This is a genomic window from Vibrio sp. PID23_8 (genome assembly GCF_003584965.1).
GTDB lineage: Bacteria > Pseudomonadota > Gammaproteobacteria > Enterobacterales > Vibrionaceae > Vibrio.
The window spans coordinates 92,168-119,101 of sequence record NZ_LIXE01000009.1; the positions used below are offsets into that span (position 1 = coordinate 92,168).

Consider the following 26,934-nt stretch of genomic DNA (forward strand, 5'->3'; position numbering starts at 1 on the left):
TGCGTTGGTTATGGATGAGAGTGAAAAAACATCGAACTCGGCTCTTAATCTTAGCCGCCAAACCATTTCACTACTATGAGATAAAGCGGATTAGGCGTAAGACCAAACACGGCGATCAAATCAAGGTAGTGTTTCTGGTGCTTGAAAAAAGCATGTGGAAAACAGATTTGCTCTACCAGGCGATGGATAAGCATCCCCATTATTGTCCTATGATTTTGGTGATCCCAAGGTGTAATGCTTCTGATATTGAAGCGAACACAAGACAAACCGAAGCGTTCTTTGTTGATAAGGGATATAGGGTTAGCCGATCTTGCCCAAGTGAACAATGGGCGGAAGAGGATGACGTCATAAATCAAGACCTGATATTCTTCACCAACCCACATAACGACTCGTTAGAGAAGTACTCTATCTCAAGCTTAAGAAATAAGCTTACGTGTTATGTTCCATACTTTGAATTGTTGGATTTGAATTTCGCTATTCACTTTAATGGCCCGACTGAAAACCTGGTATGGAAGTTTTTTCAAATTAATGAGATCCATAGAAAAATTGCTCAAGAATACGCTTACAATGAAGGAAGTAATAGTGTAGTCGTAGGCTATCCTGCGACCGAGGCATTGTATAATGACAGCCAATATGAAAACCCGTGGATAAACCCATCGCTCAAAAAAATCATCATTGCACCACACCACAGCATCGCTGATAGCAGCTTTTTATCCAACGCAACGTTTCTTGAAAACGCTGAGTGCCTCAAAGCATTGGCGGTCAAGTATTCCGATCAAGTGAACTTTGCTTTTAAACCCCATCCATTACTAAAAGAGAAGCTTTATCGCCACCCTGACTGGGGAAAAGAAAAAACCGATCAGTATTGGAACTTCTGGTCATCCAAGCCTAATTTGCAACTTGAAGAGGGGGAATATGTGGGTTTATTCAGAGAGTCGGATGGCATGATCCATGATTGTACTTCATTTATCACCGAGTATTTATACATAGGTAAGCCAGTACTTTACCTTAATCCGAACATCAGAGAGCGTCTGAATGACTACGGCAAGTTAGGCTATGACGCAATGTTGAAAGCAGAAAAGCAATCAGACATAGAAAGGTTCATCGTGTCGATAATTCGAGGTGATGAGGTCACGTTTGATGAGGATATGCAAAAGAAGCTAAGACCACCATTATCACCGACGGCGCAGATCATGACGATACTGAATGAGACGCTGGTTGTTGGCGACTAGTGATATTTTCATTTTACGATGGCAAGGCAAGCGAGTAGTCCACAATATGGTTTAAGAAAGAATCTCTATCTCTATCCTTTATTTGTTTGAAAGAATGTATTGATCAAAATGAGCTTTAACGTTTCCTTCGAATGTTGATGTAATTTCAAGATATCTATTTCGGCTGCATTTCGATATTGTCATTAGCTTGTGGTGTGGCATTCTGGTGATTGAAGTGATGATACTCTCAAATTCTGGCTCATTGATTTTGAATCCTTTCGCTCTATATTGATGATTTGCTTCGACGCAACTGACCAGAAAGCCGCAGTTGGGTGTGACAATTTCATTCATAGGTGCGCCATCTGTTGTGACAACGACGGCACCAGTTGAGAGAGCTTCAACGATATAGTGACCAAAGCCTTCCATTTCGGATACACAGATATGAACGCCGTGACTGTTCATCAAGCTGAGTAAATCATCCCCAGTTTGATTGGTTGTGATCAGGTCAATATTCTTCACGTCTTTCGCTGATTCTATGTGAGCAACGACGGTGGTTTGCAAAGTCAGTTTTGGCCACTCAGGATGCCTTTTCCACGAATTAATCACAGATAATGTTCCCTTTTTCTCGCTTTTTCCGGCGAGATGCAAATATCGGCTAAAACTTTTTTGGGAGTGAGACTGATAACGGTCTAAAGAGCTAAACCCTAAGTAATGCGTTCTATTTTTAATATCTGAAAAAGCTTGGAGTGCGTCTCTGGTTTTGCAAAGTAACACAATTTTTTCGTTTCTTAAGGTTGTTTTCTCTGTGTGGGGGCGGAACCAGTCTTGATTAGGAATCAAGTAATTTTGTGTTGCAAGCCAGAGCAATTTAGCCTGAATTTCTTCCATATGAATAAACACCAACACCTTACCACGAGTTCTCTCTAGAAAGAGACTGGCGATACTCAATGCCTTGTTTAAGAAACTTTTCTTTCCCAAGAGTACTTTTGAGGAAATGCAGGGGTACGCTTTTTTTAGAGCAGACTGAAGTACTAATGAATCATTTTCCAATCCAAGAGAGTTTCCGCTGATGATTACAACATAAGTTTCTTGGTTACTTCTATCGGAAGAGTGACTATTCATGATGATGTCCCATTTTAACTTCTGTGTTTGAAACCATAGTGAGATTTGGCGTACTCGTCTTTTAGGTAATGATTTAAGTAGCTATTGATGCGGAGTTTTTAATTTTAAAATAGTTAATCATGTCGAAAACACTGTTTGGTGACTTTAACCTTAAGTGATCGAATTTGATGTTACTGTAAATACTATCAATCGAGTCTGGCAAAGATTCGAAGCTGTCATAATGGTTCAGATGTTCTCGTATGGCACTTTGTTGGAGGTGTCTAAGGCTATAGCGATGTAATCGCCTAATATAGAGATAAATATTCTTTAAACTGGTTGGTGTTAGCCGATGATAATAAAATTCGGCACCTTCACATCCGCGCATGAAGCCATAGGAAAAACCATTGGATAGTCTAAAATCATGGCTGGCGGCCCAAGCTAAAAGGCTGTCATCACCAATTAACCCAACAGGTAGCCTAAAGTCTAACTTTTGCAACTTCTCGACAAAAAGCGGAGTAACAGCGTAGAACGCTCCGCTTAGCGCCTCTCCTTTTAGTGTATTTGTGATGATGTGATCTGTCGTTCTTCCTTGAGTCTTTGGTATGCCTGCGATGATGTAGCAATCGGGGTGAGCATCATATGACTGCATGATACTGATGAGTGAACCTGGTGTAATCGTGCAGTCTCCATCAATGAAAATAGTCATGAGAGGGGTATCGTTGCCTAATTCGATTGCATAGTTCCAGGCGTTCGCCTTGTCTCCTAGCGGGATGTCGAAGCTTTGCCAACCGTCCTTATTTTGGCAGTATCGTTGAGTTACTGGGTATGTATCGTCACGACATCCATTGCAGATGATGTTGACCTCTGCATCCATGTTACTCAGCGCGAACAAAGACTGATCGATAGAGTTGAGACAGCGCTCGATGAAATCTGCTTCATTATAAGCGAGCACATTAATTCGGATTTTTTTTGTCACTTTACTCATAGTTGCAGGCCTTCATAGTTGGTGGATCATCGATGTCCATTTGTTGATGATATTGATAGGTGTGTATTCCTCTGAACGTGTGTAGGCAAGTTTGCCATATTCATCACGAAGTTGAGGACTGAGCAAGAAGCTGTTAATACACTCTGCCAGTTGTTCAATATTATGCTCTGGCAGTAATTTGCCATATTTGTCGGCAATGATTTCTGAAGGCCCCATCGGACAATTGAACGCAATAACGGGAAGCCCTTGGCCCATCGCTTCTATCAAGGTCAGCCCAAATCCTTCATAGCGTGAACTCAGCACATACATCGCTGCTTGTTGATACTCATTCTCGATGTGAGTGGACTCAGCAACAAGCTCGACACTCTGTTCCAGCTGGTATTCACGTATAAGTTTTTCGAGCTCAGGTTTCGCACTCCCAGTGGGTCCCACGATTCTTAGTGTCCAGTTTTTCTTTGATTCTCGTTCGATTTGGGCCCAAGCTCTAATGAGTAAATCAAATCCCTTTTGAGCGGTCATTCGTCCTACTGCCAATACGATGTTCTTCCTCTCCGAGTGGTTCCAATTCTTAGGTCGTTCAATGGGTAGGGGATTAGGAATAACGACCACTTTGTCAGGGTTGGTTTGAAGCGTATTTATCCAATGTCTTTTATCCGTTGCTGTTAGCACAATGATTTTTTTGCACAAGAGCGAGGCAAGTCGACGGCCAAACCAACGACTACCAAATCTGGTGCTAATTCCAGAGTTGAAGTGTTCCCAAGCTACGTGATTTTTGCGCAGCAGTGGTATCGATGAATACAGGCACATTTGTGTGTCACAGCTGATAATAAGGTCAGGCTTAAGTTGTGAGATCATGCGAGAAATAGCGAAAGGCAGCGTGAGATGGTGAAGGGACGACTTCGATGCATCGAACAGCTGTTCTCTTTTCACCGATTCATTGAGAAAGAAAAAAGGTGTTGTTTTTGATTCATGGTGACTGATGATCGTCACATCAAACCCGGCGGCGAAGAGTTCATTTGATATCATAGTACACATCCTTTCTGTACCACCAAGAGCTGTTATATCATTAATCAAAAAAGCGATGTGGAGTCTTTTATCCAGTTTGTTCACATGCAGTTCCTTGCGTTACTCGGTTTCCTTAAACGGTATCGATACCTTAGACGTTATATCTGAAAATATATGTTCGATACGTTTCGCATTGTTCAGCCAGGTCAACTTCTTATCTTGAATGGTTTTTGTTGCTTCAAGCTGCAGTTGTTTCCGCAGGGTTTCATCGGCGAGAATTCGTTTCACGCATACTAAAATGTCATCAGGTGAGCTCATGTCGTACAGAAGCGCGTTTTTGTTATCACATAAAAGCTCTCTAATGTTTTCGGTATTGGGTGCGACAATGGCTTTCCCTTTTGCTAAGTACTCGATGAGCTTAAGTGGTGATGACCATGGTGTTGCAGCAGGTTGAAGAGCGATGTCAATTTGGTCTAGCCAACCTGGCATATCGTTTCTCTCTATTAAACCAGTGACGTGAAAACGGTCTTCAATGCCTAACTGTTGGGCTTGTTGCTGTAGCGTTGCAGCAGCGGGGCCGTCACCCACGACAAGTAGCATTAAATGGTTATTTTCAGGCTCTGCTATCAAGGATAGTAATTTATCTAGCTGATGCCACTCCCGGCAAAAGCCAACAAAACCGATGGTTAGCTGATTTTCAAATTTACGATTTCGATCATGCTGAGTGGTTGGATAGAACTTTTGAGGGTCAATGCCATTGGGGATCACCGTAATTTGGTCTGCTGGAACGCCCACTTGCAGGATATAGCGAGCGAGCACATGGGTAACAGGGCACACATGATCGGCATTACGCCACGTATACACCTCACTCCATTTTGCCAGCGGTTTTAGTGTGATGCCTCCGTATTGCTTTCGTTCGTCGTAAAGAGGGGAGTTCACTTCCAGAATGAGCTTAAGGCGAAGGAGTTTCTTGACCCAAATTCCAGCTGGCAAAAATAAGTTATAGCGTTCATAAATAGCATCGGGGCGGTGCTTAATAGCAGCAAGTAGCAACTTGAAAAAGACATAAAACGCATAGCCAAACTCCAACACTTCCGAGCACGCTTTCGGTAATACACTTCTTAGCTTTGATACCCATCCACCGTCGCTGCCAAACTCCGCCTCCTCGGAGACATTTGGACCAACGACAATAATTTGATGACCAAGGCTTTCAAGGGCATTAATGATTTCTTCCACATGGACATACTGGCCATCTTTAGACGCGATTCTGTGGTGATAAAGTATCTTCATTACACAACATCCTTCTTTTGAGTATTGAAGCTAAAGGGCGTTCAATGAGTGAGTAAATTAAGTATGAGCCTGCTATGCAGAGAATGGAAAGAACGGCCGTAGAGGTATAAACGTCTATGTAAGCATACACATCTAACGTGGAAAAAATAAGGCCAAGTACTGGAAGGAAAAGTGCCGCATGAAACAGGTAAAGTGAGTATGAGGCGTTACCTAACGCAACCATTGGTCTAAAAGCGTTTGCTTGGAATAAGTGCTCGGACGAAACAATCGCGTAAACAAGCATTATTGATGGCATCCCCCATATTATAAAACGCCATGGATTTAGGTTATAGAAAGACACGTAAGGTGCTTCTAAATGAGATGACAGACTGAGTAAAATCAGGGCTATGATAGCAAGAGGAATAGCGAGAGTTTTGCCTAAAAGTACACCCTTTTTATAAAGGTAGCCGATCCAGCAACCCGCAATGAACTCCAAAATTATTGGGTTTGTGTAGTAGTGTATATATGCACTACTAAAAGTAGAGGATAAGACAAAATTAGTGAGCGCAAGGAAGACAAAAATAATGTTTAGGGTCAGTAACCTGCTTTGGATTTTTAAAGTTAATAACGCAGCATAGACCATGTAAAAAAACATTTCGAACACGAGTGTCCAAGCGATGCCTAGATAAGGATAGTAACTACCATTATTCGTTGTCGGTAACAGAAGGAGAGAAGTTATTAAAGGCTGTAGCTCTACATGCCCTAGTAGAGGTTGTGTGTTGAGCATGTTACTCAGTGATAACAAAGACAGGTAAGCGATAAAAGCAAGCCAATAGATTGGGTAAATCCTGAACACTCTTTTAATGACAAAGCATTTTATGTCATTACTTTTATTCTGAGAATCTCGTGTAACCAGTACCATGACAATACCACTTAGAATGAAAAATACGTCCACACCGAGTGCACTGACCTTCCATATAGATAGAAAGAGGTCTGGCATTGCCTCCTGCGAGTATTCATGCTTCAATTTCCCAACAGTATGACCGATCATAACAATCAGTGCAGCGAGCCCTCTAAGTATCTGAACGGTCCTTACTTCCTGGGATGTAGCATCTCCATCCTTGCTAGGCGACTTATTCATATTGGACCCCGCCGTCATTCCGTTGGGCTTCAAACTGTCTTTCTAGAAGTGAAGAGAATACATCGTATTGCCCTTGAGAAGTGGTGAACCAATCAAACTGTTCTGCGTAAAGACGAGTGTGATTTCGCTGTGGGGGATTTTCTAGCAGATGCTGTACGCCTTGAGCGATCGAGTTCGAATCTCTGTCAACAAGGACACCGGCCTGTATATTTTGAACCACTTCCGGTGTCCCCCAGATATTTGTTGCCACGACAGGGGTTCCACAGGCCATGGACTCTAATAGAACGTTCGCCCACCCTTCACGGCTTGATGCCAAGACAAGCGCGTTAGCTGCTCCGTAGTAGTTCGCAAGCTCACTTTGACTAAGACTACCGAGGAAAATGACGCGATCTTGCAGCTGATTTTTTATGACCTGTTGTTTGAGTTGATTTTCGTCTGGTCCATTGCCAGCGATAAGAAGCAAGACACTGGGCAGCTGTCGTAATGACTCGATAACGAAGTGATGGCCTTTGCGTTCAATAAGATGACCGACAGAAATGATGATAGGTTTATCCTGCGGCAGATTGAGCTCTGCTCTTAGTGCGGTTTGTTTTAACTCGTCCACATAGGAAAATAGCTCTAGATCCACACCATTTCTCAGTGTGGTTACCGAGTTAGGTTCCGCTCCCAGCGTTATCATCTCCTTCCTTAACGCTTCACAAACCGCCATGTTGTGATCGCTACGTTTAAGGACCGCCTGGATATCTTTTTTAGGCTTTGTGAATTCGGGAATAAGGTTGATATCCGTCCCTCGAGCTGTGACTGTAAAGGGTTTACCCAGTTTTTCTGCAGCTTGTGATATGGCCACCCCATCTGGATAGAAGTAGTGGCCATCAATTATGTCAAAATCAAAGCCTTGCTGGATAAGTTCCGCTGCTTTTTTATATATTGTATTAGCGAGTGTATGTGGAGTGAGTGTCATTCCAATTTTAGGCACGACAACGTAACGAGGGTGGTAGACATCCATCCCAAAACGATTTTCATGCAGTGGAGCATTGGCATAAGAAGCATACGCACCAAACATTGGCTGGCGAAATGGAAACCAAGGAATCGGAGCGATAACCTTTATTTCAACGTCAGGAAAATGCTGCTTTAAGTGACGTAGCCGAGTTTCGATAAACACACCATGCTTTGGGTTATTGGCGTAAGGGAATAAGGTTGTTACTGTCAATATCTTCATTTATCACTACTGCCTATTCATAAACTTTGCAAACATCAGCAGGCACCAAAGGGCGTCGGCGTGATTACTCTTTCCTTCGATATGCTCATTAATCATTTTTTTAAGCGTGTCGGCAGAAAAAAAACCACTGTCGAGCATATTTTCAGAAAGTATGGTTGAGCTGAGGCTGTGCTTTAACGGTCCTCTAAACCACTCGGCGATAGGAATGCTAAATCCCATTTTTGGGCGGTAGAGAATGTTTGAGTCCACATAGGGTTCAAGCGCTTTCTTGAAGGCGTATTTTCCTTCGGTGCCTCGGATATTGTCCGTACTCTTAATTGAGAATGCCCATTCCACAAAGACATGGTCGAGTAGCGGCGAACGAACTTCCAACGAATGCGCCATGCTGGCTCTATCCACCTTGGTTAATATGTCTCCTGGAAGCCAAGTTTTGATGTCTAAATATTGGATCTGCTTTAACGGATCATCGGTTGGTGCCGCCTTAGCATGCTGCCGCATGATCTCTAAACCGGAGTAGCCATTGAGGCGACGCAAATAATCGGGATGAAAAAGTTGATGCCTTTGTTCTGCTCGCAGTTTTGACATGGTGTTGGCGTATGCCTCGACCGTATTCATCGCCAGTGATTGTAATGTGGTTTTTGCTCGTAGTGGCTTGGGAGCCCAGTCGGCTTTAGGGTAGACGCTTGCTAAGCCACCAAATAGAGATTTGCGTAAATGTAGGGGGATTTTATCTCTAAGACGCTGTTCGGTTAAATGCATTCTTTGACGTCGGTAGCCAGCGAAGACTTCATCACCGCCATCGCCGGATAAAGCAACTTTTACGTTTTGCCGTGCCAGTTGGCACACTTGGTAGGTAGGGAGTGCTGAGCTATCGGCAAAAGGTTCATCATAAATGGTACTGAGCCTGTCTATTAAATGGTAATCGTTTGAGGAGACGATTTGGCTTATGTGGTTGGTCTGGTACCTCACGGCTATTTGGTTGGCATAGTCACTTTCGTCATAGTCACGTTCATTAAAGCCTATTGCACACGTGTTGACCGGGGTTTCTTGCAGGCCAGCCATCAGGGCAGTGATAGCACTTGAATCCACGCCACCGGACAGAAAAGCCCCCAAAGGTACATCGGAGAGCAGGCGAATTCTGACAGACTCATTTAGCCGCTCGATCAGTTCGGTTTGAACATCTTCCCATGAATGAGTTTTGGTGGGCACGGGTAGATCCCAGTAACGAGTTTGTTGGATTTTTGTGCAAGGCTCTAACAGCATATAGTGGCCGGCGTTGAGCTTATAAACGTTTTTGTATGCGCTGAATGGCTCAGGTATGTAGCCATACATAAAGAACTCTTCTGCCATCTGCTCGCGTAACCTTGTGTCGACGTCTGGATGGGCGAGTAATACCTTGAGCTCAGAACCAAAAATGAATTGGCCTGATGTGGTTTTGGTGTAGTAAAGAGGCTTTTTGCCGAGCCTATCTCTCGCTAAAAAAAGTCGCTTTTTGTTCCTGTCCCACAGTGCAAACGCAAACATCCCGCGAAAGCGTTCAAGACATTTGACTCCCCATTCTTCCCAAGCATGAACAATGACTTCAGTATCACTATGAGTAGAGAAGCGATGGCCAAGACATGACAGCTCAGCAACTAATGATTCGAAGTTGTAAATCTCGCCGTTAAAGACAACGCAAACGGATTGATCTTCATTGAAAATAGGCTGCTGTCCACTACTGAGGTCAATGATTGATAATCTACGATGACCTAAGCCAACGTCGCTATCAATGAAGTAACCTTCATCATCAGGCCCTCGGTGAGATTGCACTCGATTGATATGTTTTAATAGGCTCTCGTCAATCGCTGCATTGGTCTCAAGATTAAATATTCCGGATATTCCACACATAACATGATTCCCTGTTAGTAGTCTCCGTTGGCCATCCATGCCTTCGCGAGTGCTTGAAGTTGTTCGTCTGTCAAATCGAAACTTGCCAACGCCAATATATCTGCTGTGCCCGACCGTTCAGTCATCAATTTCGTTGCTTTGATTAGTTTTATTTCTAGTGGGTTACTCGAACAGACATTATCGATGCAATACCAGTAAAGGACTTTCATTGACTCGCCGTAATGATTAGCGATAGTGAGTTGCGTTGCATTAAAGGCATCAATAACCTGTGGTGAAATGACGTGTTTCGAGTTTGAGTTCAGCGCCCATTTATTCTGGTCATAGAGGTGATTAACTGAGCTAATTAATTCCCCATGCTTCTGACGGATGGAATATCTTGCTGAAAAGTATTCAACTCGACCGTCAGGCGTGACGCCCCTCGTTACTGTTAGTGCCTGCGGGAAAGAGATCCCCCACACTGACGAATGAACTTCAGTTATCTGGTCAGGTAAACGAATTGGAGAGACGGCTTGCTGGTCGGTTTTTTGTAAAGACGCTTCCCATTTGAATTGTAGGAACAAAACGGCGGTAAAGCATATCGACATAGTCAATGTTTTGGCCGGCGTTCGAATCACATGGTTCGGTTTCTGTGACGTAGCCGAAGATCGCGGGTTGTCGGCAAACTTATCAGAGATATAGAAGATGATGCCGATGACGAAAGCGAAGAAGACCCACCCGTAAACTAAGTGATCCGCGCCAGTGGCATACTTCATGTCACTTAAGTAGCCGATGAGCACAATGCCGTAAGCTCGGATGCCATTTGCGATAATCGGAAAAATAAACGAGAACCCGACAAAAATGAGTATCTTCCACCATTTATTGAAGCTGAGGTAAGCGAATAAGGTCCCGAGTGCGAGGCTAGAAATTAGGAATCGTATTCCTGAACACGCTTCGGCCACTTCAAACTGGCCATTAGGTATCTCGAGGAATAACCCTTCACGATAAACAGGAATATTTGAGAGTTGTAGGGCAAACACGGTGATATCAGCGGTAATGACCTGAAGATAGGGAACGAGCTCTTCACCAAAAGGAATACAGAAAATTAGATAAAATATTGGGAAAAACAGGATCTTCGTTAGGGGAGTCCCTAGTAACGCCCAAAGTATTAGCTGCAAGCTGAAAATAGCGGCAATATGCTCAAGCAGCGCGACATCTGCCGCCTTTCCGAACATCCAGCACAGTGTCGGGAATATAAAGAGAACGACAGGGATCCAGCTGCTCCCCAACGGGGTTTGCTTGATCTGGTCTCTTTTACGCCAAGTGAGCCATAGAGAGATTGGAACAATAATAAAGCCATGTTCATAAGTTTTAGATTGCGACCATACCGTGACCATGCTTTCTATAGACTCATGGTAAACAAAAGCCCAAGTGATAAGGGGGAGAATAAAGCGATATATGGGTAGCTTAATCACCGCGAGCTCCCAAATAATGCAGCAAAGGGGTCAGTTTTGCTTCCCAGCTGTAATTTTGCTCTAACCACACTCTAGAATCAGTGGCGTTAAGGGGAGGGCTCTCTAACTTATTGATCACCCATGCTCTCATATTTTGTTCTGAATCGGTGACATACAGGTTTTCATTAGGGCACCCTTCCAATCCTTCGATACCACGGTTTGACGTAAGTACAGGCCTTTCCATTGCCATCGCTTCTAAAATTTTATTCTGGATTCCTCTAGCCATCTGCATAGGAGCGACAGCCGCTTTAGCATGTGCGAGGTAAGGTCTAACATCATCGACACGACCAGTGACAATAACGCCAGAAAATGAGGACAGTTCCAACACCTGTTTAGGGGGGGAGGAACCGACAATATAAAACTTGCTATCTGGGCACTGTTTAATGACTTCAGACCAAACATGATGAGTAAACCACGTTACGGTCTCGATGTTAGGTCGATAATCCATTGCGCCGGTAAAGACAATATAGTTGTCATCTTGAACGGAAAAACCTTCATTTAGGTTCGCGATAGCTGACGGTGAGAAGTATTCACTGTCGATACCATTACTTAAGGTTTTAATTTTTGGTTGAATATGGTCGTCCACCATTTCCTTAAAAAGAGAAGCTTCTGCATCCGAGATAAAGCAACTAACCTCGAATTTATCTGCAACGTATTTTTCATACCCTTCGAGAGCCTGGTATTCACGCATGTAAATTTTGCTCATGACCCCGTTTGAGGAACATGCATATTGACGCCACTTATCAGAATCAATATCCGCAAACTGCATCACTTTATATAAGGTTGGTGATTCGGGCCTGAGTACATATTGCGCCATGCAGCCTGAGTATATAAAAGCTTTAGTGATGCTGTGCTCTGCGATGGTTCGATTAACCCAGCTCTGCATTTTAGAACTGCGGTAATAGGGTAAGGTGATCGGTTCACCCCGACCAAATGCAGTTAATCCTTTTATTTTGGCTAGGGTAGGATTGAGGTCGACAAAAAAACATTCTTTGCACAACTTAGCAACGTTGTCAGTGTACTGTTTGTCGTTTGGGTCATCGATAAAGCAGCCCACATATACGTCATAGTGTTTGTTCAAGAACTTCAGAACATTGAATGTCGTGATTTTGTCCCCCTTGTTCGGGGGATACGGAATACGATGACACAAGTACAGTAGCGGTTCTTTCATGTTCTAGCCTAAATATTTGGAAAGTTGGGGCCCTATTTGACGAGAAAGGCTTAACGGCATTTTCTTCCATAACCCTATTAGTATCCGATATTTAGGGTTGTTTGGTGACAGGTTCGGTAAGTTTTTGGCTTTGATTAGTGCAATACGATAGTGAAGATTATTCTCCTGCATACCCCAGTGTTTTTTGTACTGGTAGGAGCCTGAATCTTTTTTGCTTCGACCGAAGTCAAACTGTGTCATGCCCTTGTCCTTAGCGATGCACATAAGTTGATAGTACATATAATCATTGCTCTTTAAATCTCGAGCATCGTGAGTACCGCCTCCGTAATAGGGAAGTACTGTATCTTTGTAGTAGAAACTGAGCACACTCGATACTGGAGTATCTTTATCATTATGGATAACAAGTGTCTCGCATCGCTCAGCGAACGTTTCTTTTAGTGAATCGAAAAGCTTTTTGTTGAAGACGGGAGTGCCAAGGTTGTGAACGCTTTGAGCATACACATCGTAGCAGCACGACGTGTCGTCTTTGTTATCCCATTTCAGGTTGTTTTTAAGCGAGTGGCGAATGACCGCTCTTTGCTTTCGCTTAATGTCAGTTAGGATTTGATCGGGAGAATCACTAAGTACGGATGAAAACGTTGCGTGCTGGCAATGTGCCACCCAAGGCCCTTCTGATTCACGGGGCGTTTTATCGCGTAGCTCTACATAGTCGACATTTAAAGACGCGCCAAGCTCAAGTGCTGATTTTTCGAGTTTATGTCGAATGGCATCAGAGTCAGCGAGCACGCCACCATAGACACAAAAAGGTGTCGATATCAGCGCGTGGCCAAAAATCGCACTTTTCTGCTCAAAAAGAGGCAACACACCCACGATGTTGTGGTCGCGTTCCGCGAGCAGGTATTGTGGTTTATGTTTGAAAACAGAGTGTATGACTGTGTACCAACCGGTAAGGTGAAAAAACGTACCGTCTTGATGATGGTCAACGTACTTATCCCAGGCCAACATATCTTGTTGAGTCATTTTTCTGATTTGTAGATTTTGAGTCATCCGTTAGTCCATCCAGTTGGAAAACATGGCTCATCGTATTCCATGAAAAATCCGTTAATAGGTGCTGAATACGAGCTTCCATTCGATTAAGATTCAGATAGTGGCGAAATTGAGATTTCAGGGTTATCCCAGCGATGCGAGGTTGCTGGTGATCGATTTCCCAAGGGTGAAAATAAAAGCTATAAGGCAAACCAGTCTCGCGAATAAAGCGGTTAATCAACACTTTACTCAAATCGTAGGGGTAGAGTCTGAAAAAACCACCCCCGCCAATTGGGACGCTGCGATTGAATTTATGTAACGTCGGTATGGGAATTTCGTAAATTCCCTCAGGCCGACGATACTTCAATTTCGGCCAATCTAGCGCGCCATAATGGTCGTGTTTAACTGGGTAAGTACTACTGCTGTAGAGAAAACCCAATTCAGCCAAAACACTAAATGCCCATTCATTCTGTGGGTTGATCGAGAAACTTGGTGCTCGATAGCCCTTAATCTGGCCACCAGTTATATCTTCTAGCAACGCTTTACTACGTTGAACATCTTGTCTAAACACGATTGGGGACTGAGAGGTGGCTCTTTCGTGATTGAAGCCATGGCTAGCTAGTTCATGCCCGTTCTCTGTGATTGCTCTAGCCAATTGTGGGCATGAATTAGCGACCCACCCCAACATAAAAAAAGTTGCCTTTACATTATGTTCTGAGAAAATTTCGAGGATCCTATTCGTACTTCGCTCGATTCGTAGAGGGTACTTAGTCCCCCATTCTGAACGTTTGATTACTTTGTCAAAGGCTGCTACTTGAAAATAATCCTCAACATCGACGGTCATCGCACACTGCGCTATAGAGTGATCGTTGCTTGGTAAATCAGTCATACGGCTATCTACCTTTTCCAAAGAGGATAATCTCGGATGTCTTCAATAAAATTAAAAGATCCAAGGTAAAGTTGCGGTTTCTTATGTAGTAAAGATCGAATTTCAACTTTTCTAATGCGTCCTTTTCACTGCTGCCATAGGGATACTTTAGCTGCGCCCAACCTGTTAAACCTGGTTTAACATTGTGTCTTTGATTGTAATAGGGAATGGAGCTACTAAAGCCTTGAGTAAATTGTGGTCTCTCTGGCCTCGGACCAACGAAGTACATGTCACCGATAATGACGTTGTAGAGCTGTGGAAGTTCATCAATACGAAATTTCCGAATGAACTTACCGACTTTAGTTACTCGGGGGTCATCTTGTTGCGCCCACTGAACACCATTTTTTTCTGCGTCAGTACGCATGCTCGTAAATTTGTATATAAAGAAACGTCTGCCGTTTAGTCCGACTCGCTCTTGAGAGTACAGGATAGGAAAATGTCGCCCGCCTTCTAGTTTGATGGCCACCACAGTAAGTGCCATCACTGGGAGGGTTAATAGAGCGATTGAAATCGCGATCGCACCATTGAACAACCAATACAAGTTTGTTCTCAATTGGTTCTTTGAGCGATGGTTCTGGAAAAGAAACCAAGATGGGTTGAGGTAGTTGACGGCGACTTGCCCAGTTTCTCGCTCAACAAATTCAATGATGTCGGTAATTTGCACTCCCACTTGTTTTAAGCGGAGCAATTCTTCAAAGGGCAGGTTATTTCGACGTTCATCAATTGCAATAACGAGTTCATCAATCTGCTTATGCCTTACAAAAGTATCAATCGGTTCTGAGATTTTGATGACTTGTTCGTCATTTATCTGTTGCTGGGCATCGCCTTCAATAGTGACAAAACCGACAAAATCAAGCCCAATACGATCGGAGCTACGGCGCATACATTGCTCAATGATACTTGCCCTTTTCCCTGAACCAAGGATTAGGATGCGTCGCTTAACCAATTGATTCAACCCTAGCTTTAACATGATAAAGCGGCAGATCGACAGCGAAAAAAATGCGAAGACGGATAATAACTCATTGAATGAATGAGGGAAAAAGTCTGCAATAAATAAATGGCTTAGTAGTCTGGTTAATATATAAGCCAATAAAACAGCGACAAATATTCGAATTAGAATGCCATAAAAGGTTTCCCTGAGTTTTTCGTTGTATAAACCAACACCTAACAGCGTTAAATGTAAAGGCAGAGCAAAGATGAAGAATTGCACATAAACATCAATATTAGAATTACTTAAATAAAAGTCACTCGTGAACAACTTCGCGCAGAATATTGTCAGTATGAAACTGAAAAAAACCACCATGAAATCAGTAACTATCATTAAAGTATTATTGGTATTCAATCCGTGAAATTTAGCGCTCGACATATCCTATCCCTGACATAATTAAGAACTCACTAAAGCAAATTAAATACATTTTGGGAGTCACACACTTATGAAACTTAGACGGGTTTTGTTGTTAGATCCAATGCAATATTAGACTATTTTCACTTTAGTTTAGTGTTTGCTTGTAGAAGACAGTTCGCCTAATGACTCAAGTAAATCCGTGATGAACGAATCACAATTAGGATTCAGATCTTAATGTAGCGGTTTGTAGTGTCCTACTTAATTTGGATAATCTCGCCGTAATTATTTTGGTAATCAGAAGGTTAAGGAAGCATGTTGAAGAGTAGTATTACACAATGTAAATAGGTAAAAGAGTGGTGCCACTGAAAACAATGTTGGGTGTAACTGACATTTTACTTTTGCATTTCTTGGGGCATGTTTTTTCTGTCAACTAATGTGCAGAGTGTAAATTCATGTTCTATATTAGATTCTTGTATAGCTATAGATTTTCATGTCTTTGTACATTCGGCAATAGGAAAGGGAGTCATAGTACGAAACATTCGGTACGTTGAACTCTGAGTTTACGTGGCAGCGGAACGTAAAGATATGGATGAGAAAAGGAATTCTAAGGAAGCATGTATGAGTGCAATTTGCCAATTCTACAGAGAATCTAAACAAGCATTCGTTTTGAGTTGTGTTTGGCTGATGATAGGCTGTACCACTAACGATTTACCTTCGTTACCCACGGCAACAATCCACCCATCCTTGACTGAGGACATTAATAACTATCGTTACCTTATTGGCCCAGGAGACTCTTTAACCATTTCGGTGTGGGGAAATCCAGAGGCATCAGGAACGTATACGGTTCGTCCTGATGGCATGATTTCTACCCAACTGGTCGATGATATTGTTGTTGCTGGCAAGACACCAACGTTCCTCGCTAGAGAGCTTGAAGCCCAACTATCTGTGTATATAAGAGATCCAATAGTCTCTATCTCGGTGGACACCTTTGTTGGCCCATTCAGCGAGCAGGTTCGGGTAATGGGTGAAGCGTTAGAGCCTCAGGCTATCAATTATAAAGAAAACATGACGCTCTTTGACGTGATGATTGAGGTTGGAGGATTAACAGATTTTGCCGACGGAAATAACGCTCGACTTATAAGAGTGATTAAAAATCAGCAAAAACAATTCGGTTTAAGAATGGATGACTTACTGAGAGACGGTGATATAGAGGCGAATGTCGATATTTTACCTGGCGATATTATCATCATTCCAGAGGCGTGGTTTTAATCAGGGAAGAACAATACATGCAAGAACAAGTTAAGTTGTTGGCTTACTATCTCCAGGGAATTTGGTTGCAAAGAAGGTATATTCTCATTTTGGCCTGGATCATTTGTCCAATCGGGTGGATTGGCGTTACTTTACTGCCAAATCAGTATACATCAGAGGCAAAAGTTTACGCAGATACACAGTCTATTCTTGGCCCACTTCTACGAGGGCTTGCAATACAAACGGATCCTTCCCAGAGATTGGAATTGATGGCCAAGACATTACTTAATACGAGAAATCTCGAAGTTATTGGAAATGAAGTTGATGCTAACATTAGGGCAACTACTCCAGAAGAATACGAAGAATTATTAAATGACTTGAAGTCAGGAATAATAATTAGGTCTGCGGGTAGAAATAATTTATATACAATCAGTTATACTGGTGAAAACCCAGTTTTTGCCAAAAATGTAGTACAAGCGGCGCTAAACGTATTTATTGAAAGCAGTTTAGGAGATAAACGACTTGATGCTGAACAAGCCCGTTATGTCATTAATGACCAAATTGAATATTATGAAAACCGATTAGTCGAAGCAGAAAAAGACTTAGCAGATTTTAAGCGAGAATATATCGGGCTTCTTCCTGGTAGTGATCAAAGTTACTACTCAAATCTTGAATCAGAGAAGTCTGATTTAGAACAAGCAGAATTAGCCCTAAAAGAGGCAAGATCTGGTGTTGCTAGAGCCAAGCTTCAGCTCGAAGAAGAAAAGCAAAATGCATTGAGCCAAATATTCACCATTCAGACTGAGTATGACGCTAGGATTGAGGCTGTCGAAATGCGTTTAGATGAGCTTCTATTCCGATATACACAGAAACACCCTGATGTCGTTGAGACTAAACGACAGTTATTAGAGCTAAAACAGTTAAAAAGTCAGTCGGTGAAAAATATCACTGTAGACAACAGTTTAAATGATAATTTAGTCTATCAGGACTTAAAAATCTCGATTTACCGACTTAACAATGAAATCGCATCGCTAGAAGTACGCGTCGAAAATCACAAAGCGAAGATAGACGAGTATCAAAGTAAGCTTGATATTGTGCCAGATGTTGAGGCTATGCTTACATCACTGACAAGAAATTACGAAGTCACTAAAGGAAAGTATCTAGAGCTTATGTCTCGAGGTGAAACTGCCTCTATTTCTAATAGCGTCGGAAATGCTTCGGAAGACATTAAATTCAAAATCATTGAGCCTCCTTCAATACCGACATCACCTTCTGGCCCAAATCGCTTACTACTATTATTAGCCGTTCTGGTCGCTGGCGTTGGGGCAGGCTTTGGGGTGTCGTTTATTATGAGCCAGATGTATCCAGTGGCCACTTCACCAAACCAACTTTATCAGATGACAGGAGTGCCTGTTTTTGGTGTTGTGTCGGCTACAGCGTGCTCTGGTTTACTAGCAGCAGAAAAGAAAAGGTTAATGGTATTTATTTTTATGACCTTAATGTTGTTAAGCGTGTTGTTCATGTTACTGGTTATCAATACTGTTCCATCAATATATAGCATGATTAGGTAGATTCGATAGTTTATTTATTACAATAAAATGCGTTTGGGGGAAAGGATGCACAACTCAAAATCAGAAGAGAGCGGTGAATTATCTTTAGAAGAGCGAACGAAAGAAATCAATGAACCTGGATTTTTAAAGAAAGACATTATCGTTATAGATGTTGAAGATCTAAAAAAGAAGGGGATGGTTTGCGTAAGAAGTAATGGGAATAAACAAGGAGTTAATGATGAGTTTCGTGCAATAAAACACAAATTGGTAAGCAATGCATTTGGCTCTGGAGCAAATAGCCATGAGAATGGCAATCTAATCATGGTTTCTAGCTCGACAGCAAATGAAGGTAAAACCTTCTGCGCTGTTAACTTAGCTATGATGCTTTCGTTAGAGAAAAACAAATCAGTATTACTCGTTGATGCGGATGTGCTAAATCCTAGTGTTAACAGAATACTTAATATTGATAATAGACCTGGTTTAATCGACTACTTAAACGGTGATGTATCGGATGTAGAGAGTATTATTTACAACACTTCAGTAGAGAACCTTCGGATAATGCCTTCAGGTGAAGCTCATCATTTGAGCTACGAACTTTTGGCCAGTGACAAGATGTTGGCATTGGCAAGTGAATTAGCAAGCCGTTACAGTGATCGTATCGTGCTGTTCGATGGCCCGCCTCTTCTCGGTGTTATTGAAACCATCTCGTTGTCAAAACTCGTCGGTCAGGTTGTGGTTGTGGTCGAACACAACAAAACGAAAATTTCATCTATCAAAGAGGCGGTGTCTCAGCTCGATAGCAGGTTAGCCATTGGATTTATTCTTAATAAGTCTGTTAACTATAAGCTAAGTCAATATGGTTACGGTTATGGGTATGGCTAGTTGTAAATATCTAAAGTTAGAGGGGATAATATTAATTTTATCATCTATCATCGTTAAAAATGTATTTTCCGCGAATGTAGAGATTAGTCCAACGGCTTCGGTCGAATTAACTTACTCCGATAACATAAATTTAGATTCAACAAATGAAAACAGTGGATTCGTATCAACATGGTCCGCCGGTGTTATCACTGAATCTATTGGAAATAATGGAGAGTTGCTGTTTGGCTACGATGTATATCAAACGTTTAACCTGCAAGACTCTAGTGAAAATAAATTGTTTAATGAACTTTCACTCTTCGCAAATAGAAAAATATATAAGGACTCTGTAGAGTTAGAAACTAACGCTACGATTACCAATATTGCTCGTTCTATTCAAGATAATGCTAACCCTGATATTATTTCTGGTAACACGATAGAAACTCGTTCGATAGACGCAGAAATTTCATATCAGAATAATCCAAGAGGTTATTTTGATATTTATGGATCCATTTATGGGAGCGCTACATCTAACGAAGATGGTATAGGTGATTATTATGCTATAGAAAGCAATATAGTTTTTCAAAATGGTTTGTCTGAGAAGGATTATTTTTGGTTGACGGATTATTCTTACGAAAAAAACATATCTGCTAATACAAAAGAATCCTATTATAACTATGAGATCGACCAAGAAGTTGGAATTCAGACTGTATATGGGGTGAGCCCTCTCATTCACGCGTACTATGAAGGATATACAACAGGCAATCAAGATAAAGTTGTTGAATCTGGGAGTTGGGGACCTGGAGTACGATATTATCTACATCGGAGATCTTATGTTGAATTGGGTTACGAATTTTCGATTAACGATAGGGACTTTTGGAGGTGGGCTGTTAGTCTTAATCCTAACCCAAGAACATTCTTAGCATTTGATTACACAAGAAAGTTTTATGGGGATTCCTATGATTTTACGCTGATTAATATAAACAAAAGAATGACTAACACCATTAGCTATCGTGAAGAACTTGAAGGATTTGAACGCCAATTTTTTGTTGTAGGAGAAAATATAGAGGAATTCCAACTTGTCAAAGAGTTGAGTATGAACTCGTCGTTTATTACACGCAGAACAACGTTTAGTTTTGACCTTCGTGCTCAAGAGAGGCTAATACTCTCTGACAGTGATAATGTAGGAAGTGATAATGTAGGAGACAGTAAGCTTTATGGAAGTAAACTTGCCATTTTGCACAATATCTCTAATTTGACTTCATTGTCTGCTAGCTTTCAATTTGATATAGATAAATTTGATTCTGAACCAACTGAATCTCTGATTAATTATTACCGTATATTCGATGTTTCTTTAGAAAATCAGATTTCAAACAGCATTTTTTGGGACGTGTCCTTACGTCATGCCAATAGTTCGATATACAAAGAAAATAGAGCTAATTTTACAGTTTCAGTTGAATACTAACTTATTCCTTGTTAGTGCATGATTTTATTTTTGATGTTTTAATCAATAGGTGAGATATAAAGAGTTGAAATTGGGTTTACAATGAGGTGATTGTCAAAGATGGACAAGTTGAGGCGTTATAAATGGAAGGTTTTAATTCTGTTTGTTATGATTGTTTTATTTTTGCCGCTATTTTTTTTGTTATCTAAAAAACCATTGGTTTCTGATGTTTACATTAATCCAAAAGAGGTCAAAGATGCAGTGGATAAATATCAATACGTATCCGGTGTCATCTTTGGTTTGGAGGATGAAATAGAAGTAGAGATCAGTGGTGAAAAATTAACATCTATATTTAAAGCTGCTTCACATCTTACACCTAATATGAATTTTGAGATTAAGGTTTCTCATTATGGTGCGGTAGTATTAGGAACCTTAGATTTAAGCGGTTTTATTAATAATCGATATGTCAACGTTTCTTGCTTTATCATCCCAGATGGTAATAACGCCATCGATTCATGTCAGGTAGGCGGGATTTATGTCCCTGGCTCTTTGGTTGAATTCGGGGTTAGTGTTTTTTTAAAAATAGTATTTGATTCTGGTGTTAATGATATTTTTGAGCAATTTATAAAAAGTATAGAAATAGAAGATAATACATTACGCTTAAGAGCGATAAAAAATGGTGATCTAAAGAATTATATCAAATCTGGTTTGTCTGATATATCTTCATTTATAAAATCATTTAGTTCAAGATACAATAATAAAATTGATCCTGATGTTATCGGTAGCTATTTAGAGTTTATGTTGGAAAGTGATGTCATCATGAGCAAAAGAAAGCTTTCTCTATCAGAAATATTTAATGTTGTATTTCAACATGCAAAAGAGAGAAGCCGCATTAGTGATGCTAGAAAAGAAAATGAGTATGCATTGTGGGCGGTCGCGATGGCATTCGCAAACCATCGCTTTGCAGAGCTAATAGATGCTGACACATATTCAATAGGTACTAAATTATCTAATCTCTCATCAAAGACAGCATCTCTTAATAACAGAAATGATTTAGCACTGCACTTTTTATATTCTGCTATTATTGAAAGAGTTGGTAGCGAAGCAATTGCTAATAATATGGGCGAACTAAAAGAGTTGTTTGATGCTAATCAAGATGGTTCTGGTTTTGATATTTCTGATTTAGCCGCAGATATCGCTGGTGCAAGATTTTCTAATTTTATCTCGAGTCGTAAAATTAATGCCGTTCACTCACAAAACCTTCTTATCGCTAGTCATTCCGAAGCCCTTTTTTTTCCGAATGTTAATCGGCATCGCTCTATAACTTCTGAAGACTTTGAAAAGGTCATTGGTAGTACTGAAAATGAGGAGTACACTAAAACGATAGAGAAACTACAAGCAGAAGTGCAAGCTCTCACCTTATATCAAAACAGTTCTTTAGATGATTTATCCAGAAACAAGAGTTTAGCTATAATTGACACTATCCCTTGGGCTTCCAATGGTGTTTGGTTGGCTGTCGATACTCATATCCACACGAAGCATTCCGATGGTGGGCATTCGATAGAACAAATCGCCAATAAAGCGGTGAGCTATGGGTGCGATGCGATTGCGATTACTGATCATTCAGACGGTGATTTACATGCAGGTTCATTAGACTATTTTCTTGAAATTGAAGCAATCGATCGCGCATTTCCAACACTTTCAATTATTTCTGGCTTGGAATGGAATTTACCTCCGTATGAGGGACGAGAGCATGCGACGCTGCTGTTCCCAGAAGGGCATACTGCCGCCATGATAGCGAGTCAGTTTCGACGTCAGTTCGATGACTATAGAAACCCTAACAACCCATTTTCATCTGTGAGGGATGGGCTTAAGTGGCTTGAAAGTAGCTTCGATTCTTACCCAGTTTTACCTGCAGTTTTTTATAATCACCCTAGCCGCAAAGTCGACAGTTTTGAAGAGACTCTTAGAAATTTGGAGGATTGGGCGAAAGAAAACAGTGTTTTTTTAGGCTTTTCCGGAGCTCCAGGCCATCAACGAGTTCCTGGTGATAAAATTGGTTCGTATTTCCATAAATTTAAGACACATGACCGATGGGACCCTGTTGTCTCAGAGGTTGGTGGGGTGTGGGATAATCTACTTGGCAAAGGGAAATTACTTTGGGGGGCACGTGCACCTTCTGATTTTCATGGTACGAGAGGTGATTATTGGCCTTGTCAATTTTCAGAAACTAGGGTCTATTCGCGGGACAATTCAATTAATGGAGTAATAGAGGCATTACGTAAAGGCTCTTTTTTTGCTAGTCACGGTAAAGTCGTAAGGGATCTAAAATTTGAGCTGAAGCACGATAAGCTAGAAAGACCTGCCATTATGGGAGAGACAGTACCTATCAGTGGCGTCGAAAAGCTGACAGTCAATATTGAGCTAACGTTAAATGAACTTAACTGGAAAGGAAAGCCAACAAAATTAGAACAGGTAGAGTTAATCGTTATCTCGAATGAAACGGTGACAAGCCAAGTATTTGATGTAGAAGATTATAAGATCGGTCATCGCATAGTAATGTCGGTACCAGTACTGGCTGTGGGTGGAGATATGGCTATAAGGTTGAGAGGGCGTAGTTTCCAACCTATTAACGGTGACTATATGTTCTATACGAACCCCATTATGGTTAGAGCAATAGATGAAACAAACTAAATTATCGATAAGTGTATAGCCCTACTACTTCGGAAGCTACTTATTGGCGCTGTGTATAACGAGTCAGTTAAGAGCATACTTAATGAAAGCAGAATTCAAAACGTTGTGTTTAATCACCGGTACTCTGTTGCTTTGCTAGGCGATCATTTGTCTAGTTATCCTAATGTTGGACCGCTATATGACAATTTCCAAGAGATATTGGAATCAGTCGATCGTGCAATTATGGAGTTGTCAAAAAGTAAAAAGAATATCTATGTTTATTTGCCTATTCCGGAGATAAAGAAACCAATAGGGCTGTTACTCTCAAAAGTATGGTTGAGTAATCTTGGTTTCCATGAAGTGCTCGGAACTACTTTGACTTTTTATAACAAGAGAAATGAAGTTATTCTTAATCACTTTAAGAACACGAGTTATCCCGACAATGTGATTTTCATAGACCCGACGGATGCATTTTGTGATGATAAAGACTGTTTTGCAGTTAGGGATGGTAAAGCGTTGTATTTTGATGATCATCATCCATCTGTTGATGGCGCAAGATTACTGACGGATCTAATTTCCACCCATTAAGAGTACACCACGTGCTTAGTAGTAATGCGGTTTGTAGTGTTGTTCTTACCTTCTTGACCGTATCCGATCTGATGGTTGATTACGAATGTAAGTAACGAAGCCAAGTAATACCAATATAACAGCAACAAACACTTTGGCCCACGTCAGCAGACCAGAGCCTTCTATTATTTGCCAATCAAAAAAAGAGTCATGATAGAAAGCGTTATAGTCTTGGGATGAAGTTGATACGCCATAGGTTTGGTTTTCATAAACTATATCATCTACATACTTCTTCCAGTCACTAAGTAGATTTGTTTGGCTACCAGAACTAAGAAACCACTCCTTAACGATATCTATGTTAACCGGAAGTTCGAGTTTTCCAAGATCAGGTGAATATAGGTCGCTATTATTGCTGCTAGTGGCTATTACAGTATCGAGTACTGTTATTGAGCTATTTCGTTTACGCTGGGTCGGAGAGCCGAGATTAACTTGGTTAGTAAAATAGCTTTGAGTGTTAACTGCCCCGTTGTCTCTTTGTGACGATTGTAGATAATCGCTATTTAAGTGCACATGTAGCCAGAAGACACTTTGGCTTTCGTCTATGTGTTCCATGAAAATCAATGTTGCAGTGGCATTAAAGCTGAGTAGCAACGAACTGATAATAGCAATGTTTAAAACGTTGATCACCTACACCTCGATATCATCTATAAAACTGCGTGAATGAAATTGGTGTCCCTAACAGAAAACTTCATGGGTACGATATCGTGGGCACCTATATACCCCCTAGTACTAATGAGAAAACCGAACGGTTTTGCACACACTATAGTTGAATTTTCTACATTCGAAATAATTATTCGTTTGATCACATCTAAACTATAGCTCAGCATCAGGCGGCAGGTACATTTTTAGCTGTAGTTCAAAGATGTTGGACTTCGATATCATGATCTATTTTCGAAGGATATTAATTAATCTATAGCAATAGTTAGACACGCTCAGAGCTGATACAACGTATCATACACTTTCTATTTTGAGATTAAAAATACACCGGCAAGTATCAACAGTGTTCCAGTTGTCTTATTTATGGTTAAGGGTTCATTTAAAAACCAATACGCAAACAGCATTGTACCGATAAAGCCTAAACCGACGAATGGATACGCTTTGCTAACATCTACCTTTGCTAATACGCCTAACCAAATAGCCGCACTGGAGACATAGGATAATAGGCCCCCCAGGACAAAAATATTCGTTAAAACAGTTGTAACACCTGAAAAAACTCCAAGGCTGAATGAATCGTGAACCGTTGGATTTGACATCCCCTGTTTCAATAAAATCTGTGCTAAAACAGATAAAGAAACGCTAAATAAAATTAATATAATAGAGATAACATTCATAGTACTTGCGCCGCTATTGATACTAGTCCACAAAAACCTATAGTGATTATGCTACCCCTATCTCTCAGCGAGAATATTATGGGGTCATGATGCATTTCTCCTCGATGGGTTTTTATCCACATTCTCATTAACCAATAGCACAGAGCCGGCACAATCAACCAGAGTATATCCGGTTGTTGGTATTGGTCTGTAAGTACATTGTTATTGATATAGAAGCAGAACATAAGTACTGACAATAACGCAGAAGAGGCACCAAAGCTGATCAATACAGAGTAGTCTTTAGGTGAATAATCTCGGCCTTTTACGCTTTTTTGGCCATCTACTTCCATAGTTTGAATTTCAGAGCATCGTTTAACTAACGCTAAACTAAGAAAAATGAATATCGAAAAAGCTAACAACCAGAAAGAAGCAACGACATTTATGGCTGCAGCACCAGCAAGTATTCTAATCGTGTAAAGTAGGGCAAGTGTCACGACGTCCATACCGACATATTGTTTGACTTTAAAAGAATACAAAACGGTTAAAATCAAGTACGAAAATAAAATGAGAGCAAACTGATAACCAATAAAAATTGAAATGAAAGATGCAATAAGAAGGAATACTATGCCTACAATAACACTGCTTTTGATGCTGATCACTCCAGCAGCTAAAGGACGGTGTTTCTTTATCCGATGGGCTCTGTCTGATTCTATATCCAAAAGGTCGTTGAGAATATAAGTTGATGATGCTAAGAAACTAAATGCGAAAAATGCATAGATGGCGGTGCTAATATTATTGAGATCTTCGAATGTACCAGAAACGACCAGTGGGACGAAAATAAGTAGGTTCTTCAACCATTGATAGGTCCTGAGCTGCTTAATCCAAACCCGCATACTTGGTTGTTGAACATCAAACGTTTTGTCAACTCGAAATTGCAGCGCTTTCCGTTTTGCCTGATAAGTAGGATTGACCAGTACACTTTGCTCCGCATGTTCAAATATTTCAAAATCTATAACATCATTGCCCGCGTAAGAAAATTTTTTACTTATGTTTTCTATCTTCTTAAGTTTGGTTTTCCCTTTTAAATTTTCATTTTTGTTGCTGCTAATACAATCATAAAAAATATCATGTTGGCTAACAATTTCTCTCGCGTACTTTTCGTTTGACGCAGTAGCAAGGTATATCTTCCTCCCTTTGCTCTTCTCTTCTTGGAGAAAAGAGTTAAGCTCCTGGTTTAACGGTAGAGACCTTAAATCAAGCTCGGCACGCTCAGAAAGTTGATACTTGATATATGATCTGCCTTTGAGCAGCCAAAAAAAGCAGTAAAAAGCGATGAGCGGATTTTTTTTGAAAGCGACTATAAAACTCTCAAATAGCAAATCAGTTTTGGTGTAGGTGCCATCCAAGTCTACAAACATCGGATAACATTCATTGTTGTCCATAACG

At 41.0% G+C, this 26,934-nt stretch carries 22 protein-coding genes; 7 read left to right on the plus strand and 15 right to left on the minus strand.

The features are described from left to right. Window positions 1–20: 20 nt before the first annotated feature. Entirely contained in the window at window positions 21–1,232 is a 1,212-nt protein-coding gene (locus tag AK966_RS14975; RefSeq protein ID WP_182852704.1) for a CDP-glycerol glycerophosphotransferase family protein, read from the plus strand. 78 nt (window positions 1,233–1,310) lie between these two features. Here the strand turns inward: AK966_RS14975 and AK966_RS14980 are convergent, their stop codons facing one another. The 12 genes from AK966_RS14980 to AK966_RS15035 form a co-directional block, all read right to left on the minus strand. Beyond that, window positions 1,311–2,333, minus strand: a complete 1,023-nt coding sequence (locus AK966_RS14980) for a glycosyltransferase (RefSeq protein ID WP_099079390.1) — start codon at window positions 2,331–2,333, stop codon at window positions 1,311–1,313. 73 nt (window positions 2,334–2,406) lie between these two features. Further along, window positions 2,407–3,297 carry a glycosyltransferase family A protein gene (locus AK966_RS14985; protein WP_099079389.1) on the minus strand — a complete coding sequence of 297 codons (891 nt, stop codon included), beginning with the start codon at window positions 3,295–3,297 and terminating at the stop codon, window positions 2,407–2,409. A gap of 12 nt (window positions 3,298–3,309) precedes the next feature. Next, window positions 3,310–4,407 carry a glycosyltransferase family 4 protein gene (locus AK966_RS14990; RefSeq protein WP_119464460.1) on the minus strand — a complete coding sequence of 366 codons (1,098 nt, stop codon included), beginning with the start codon at window positions 4,405–4,407 and terminating at the stop codon, window positions 3,310–3,312. 15 nt (window positions 4,408–4,422) lie between these two features. Continuing rightward, window positions 4,423–5,592, minus strand: coding sequence for a glycosyltransferase (locus tag AK966_RS14995; RefSeq protein WP_099079387.1), 1,170 nt, complete (start codon window positions 5,590–5,592; stop codon window positions 4,423–4,425). Further along, window positions 5,558–6,712 (minus strand): acyltransferase, encoded by a 1,155-nt coding sequence (locus AK966_RS15000; RefSeq protein ID WP_182852708.1) that lies wholly within the window; start codon window positions 6,710–6,712, stop codon window positions 5,558–5,560. Before AK966_RS15000 ends, AK966_RS14995 begins: the two co-directional genes overlap by 35 nt. Continuing rightward, window positions 6,705–7,931: a glycosyltransferase family 4 protein gene (locus AK966_RS15005; RefSeq protein WP_119464462.1), complete on the minus strand. Its 1,227-nt coding sequence runs from the start codon at window positions 7,929–7,931 to the stop codon at window positions 6,705–6,707. The genes AK966_RS15000 and AK966_RS15005 overlap by 8 nt, the downstream gene beginning before the upstream one ends. A 6-nt stretch (window positions 7,932–7,937) precedes the next feature. Next, entirely contained in the window at window positions 7,938–9,818 is a 1,881-nt protein-coding gene (locus AK966_RS15010) for an XrtA/PEP-CTERM system amidotransferase (RefSeq protein ID WP_099079385.1), read from the minus strand. Between the two features lie 14 nt (window positions 9,819–9,832). Beyond that, on the minus strand, window positions 9,833–11,269 hold the full coding sequence (gene xrtA / locus AK966_RS15015) for an exosortase A (protein WP_099079384.1): 1,437 nt from the start codon (window positions 11,267–11,269) through the stop codon (window positions 9,833–9,835). Beyond that, window positions 11,262–12,479 carry a TIGR03087 family PEP-CTERM/XrtA system glycosyltransferase gene (locus AK966_RS15020; RefSeq protein WP_119464463.1) on the minus strand — a complete coding sequence of 406 codons (1,218 nt, stop codon included), beginning with the start codon at window positions 12,477–12,479 and terminating at the stop codon, window positions 11,262–11,264. The genes xrtA and AK966_RS15020 overlap by 8 nt, the downstream gene beginning before the upstream one ends. A 3-nt stretch (window positions 12,480–12,482) precedes the next feature. After that, window positions 12,483–13,526: a FemAB family XrtA/PEP-CTERM system-associated protein gene (locus AK966_RS15025; protein ID WP_099079382.1), complete on the minus strand. Its 1,044-nt coding sequence runs from the start codon at window positions 13,524–13,526 to the stop codon at window positions 12,483–12,485. Further along, window positions 13,468–14,394 (minus strand): XrtA system polysaccharide deacetylase, encoded by a 927-nt coding sequence (locus AK966_RS15030; RefSeq protein ID WP_119464464.1) that lies wholly within the window; start codon window positions 14,392–14,394, stop codon window positions 13,468–13,470. Before AK966_RS15030 ends, AK966_RS15025 begins: the two co-directional genes overlap by 59 nt. Before the next feature lie 4 nt (window positions 14,395–14,398). Next, a complete protein-coding gene (locus tag AK966_RS15035; RefSeq protein WP_099079380.1) occupies window positions 14,399–15,799 on the minus strand; it encodes a TIGR03013 family XrtA/PEP-CTERM system glycosyltransferase in 1,401 nt (466 codons plus the stop codon). 543 nt (window positions 15,800–16,342) lie between these two features. Here AK966_RS15035 and AK966_RS15040 point away from each other — a divergent pair. The 6 genes from AK966_RS15040 (at window position 16,343) to AK966_RS15065 (ending at window position 24,139) form a co-directional block, all read left to right on the plus strand. Continuing rightward, a complete protein-coding gene (locus AK966_RS15040; RefSeq protein WP_220473358.1) occupies window positions 16,343–17,047 on the plus strand; it encodes an XrtA/PEP-CTERM system exopolysaccharide export protein in 705 nt (234 codons plus the stop codon). 17 nt (window positions 17,048–17,064) lie between these two features. Continuing rightward, window positions 17,065–18,597 (plus strand): XrtA system polysaccharide chain length determinant, encoded by a 1,533-nt coding sequence (locus tag AK966_RS15045; protein ID WP_119464465.1) that lies wholly within the window; start codon window positions 17,065–17,067, stop codon window positions 18,595–18,597. A gap of 45 nt (window positions 18,598–18,642) precedes the next feature. After that, complete coding sequence (locus AK966_RS15050; protein WP_099079377.1) at window positions 18,643–19,458, plus strand: XrtA-associated tyrosine autokinase; 816 nt, start codon at window positions 18,643–18,645, stop codon at window positions 19,456–19,458. Beyond that, entirely contained in the window at window positions 19,445–20,899 is a 1,455-nt protein-coding gene (locus AK966_RS15055) for a hypothetical protein (RefSeq protein ID WP_099079376.1), read from the plus strand. The genes AK966_RS15050 and AK966_RS15055 overlap by 14 nt, the downstream gene beginning before the upstream one ends. A gap of 99 nt (window positions 20,900–20,998) precedes the next feature. Next, a complete protein-coding gene (locus tag AK966_RS15060; RefSeq protein ID WP_119464466.1) occupies window positions 20,999–23,572 on the plus strand; it encodes a PHP domain-containing protein in 2,574 nt (857 codons plus the stop codon). A gap of 51 nt (window positions 23,573–23,623) precedes the next feature. Further along, entirely contained in the window at window positions 23,624–24,139 is a 516-nt protein-coding gene (locus AK966_RS15065; protein WP_119464467.1) for an SGNH hydrolase domain-containing protein, read from the plus strand. A gap of 45 nt (window positions 24,140–24,184) precedes the next feature. Here AK966_RS15065 and AK966_RS15070 read toward each other — a convergent pair whose 3' ends face one another. From AK966_RS15070 to AK966_RS15080, 3 genes are all read right to left on the minus strand, one after another. Beyond that, window positions 24,185–24,805 (minus strand): hypothetical protein, encoded by a 621-nt coding sequence (locus AK966_RS15070; protein ID WP_099079374.1) that lies wholly within the window; start codon window positions 24,803–24,805, stop codon window positions 24,185–24,187. 335 nt (window positions 24,806–25,140) lie between these two features. Further along, entirely contained in the window at window positions 25,141–25,509 is a 369-nt protein-coding gene (locus AK966_RS15075; RefSeq protein ID WP_099079373.1) for an EamA family transporter, read from the minus strand. Then, a complete protein-coding gene (locus AK966_RS15080) occupies window positions 25,506–26,930 on the minus strand; it encodes a UbiA family prenyltransferase (protein ID WP_119464468.1) in 1,425 nt (474 codons plus the stop codon). Before AK966_RS15080 ends, AK966_RS15075 begins: the two co-directional genes overlap by 4 nt. Window positions 26,931–26,934: the final 4 nt, after the last annotated feature.

Coding starts and splice junctions, on each gene's coding strand:
- AK966_RS14985 (WP_099079389.1), bottom strand. CDS start 3,297: ATGAGTAAAGTGACAAAAAAAATCCGAATTAATGTGCTCGCTTATAAT.
- AK966_RS15055 (WP_099079376.1), top strand. CDS start 19,445: ATGGGTATGGCTAGTTGTAAATATCTAAAGTTAGAGGGGATAATATTA.
- AK966_RS15080 (WP_119464468.1), bottom strand. CDS start 26,930: ATGGACAACAATGAATGTTATCCGATGTTTGTAGACTTGGATGGCACC.
- AK966_RS15035 (WP_099079380.1), bottom strand. CDS start 15,799: ATGTCGAGCGCTAAATTTCACGGATTGAATACCAATAATACTTTAATG.
- AK966_RS15010 (WP_099079385.1), bottom strand. CDS start 9,818: ATGTGTGGAATATCCGGAATATTTAATCTTGAGACCAATGCAGCGATT.
- AK966_RS15020 (WP_119464463.1), bottom strand. CDS start 12,479: ATGAAAGAACCGCTACTGTACTTGTGTCATCGTATTCCGTATCCCCCG.
- AK966_RS15000 (WP_182852708.1), bottom strand. CDS start 6,712: ATGAATAAGTCGCCTAGCAAGGATGGAGATGCTACATCCCAGGAAGTA.
- AK966_RS14995 (WP_099079387.1), bottom strand. CDS start 5,592: ATGAAGATACTTTATCACCACAGAATCGCGTCTAAAGATGGCCAGTAT.
- AK966_RS15045 (WP_119464465.1), top strand. CDS start 17,065: ATGCAAGAACAAGTTAAGTTGTTGGCTTACTATCTCCAGGGAATTTGG.
- AK966_RS15025 (WP_099079382.1), bottom strand. CDS start 13,526: ATGACTCAAAATCTACAAATCAGAAAAATGACTCAACAAGATATGTTG.
- AK966_RS15060 (WP_119464466.1), top strand. CDS start 20,999: ATGGACAAGTTGAGGCGTTATAAATGGAAGGTTTTAATTCTGTTTGTT.
- AK966_RS14980 (WP_099079390.1), bottom strand. CDS start 2,333: ATGAATAGTCACTCTTCCGATAGAAGTAACCAAGAAACTTATGTTGTA.
- AK966_RS15030 (WP_119464464.1), bottom strand. CDS start 14,394: ATGACTGATTTACCAAGCAACGATCACTCTATAGCGCAGTGTGCGATG.
- AK966_RS15005 (WP_119464462.1), bottom strand. CDS start 7,931: ATGAAGATATTGACAGTAACAACCTTATTCCCTTACGCCAATAACCCA.
- AK966_RS15075 (WP_099079373.1), bottom strand. CDS start 25,509: ATGAATGTTATCTCTATTATATTAATTTTATTTAGCGTTTCTTTATCT.
- AK966_RS15050 (WP_099079377.1), top strand. CDS start 18,643: ATGCACAACTCAAAATCAGAAGAGAGCGGTGAATTATCTTTAGAAGAG.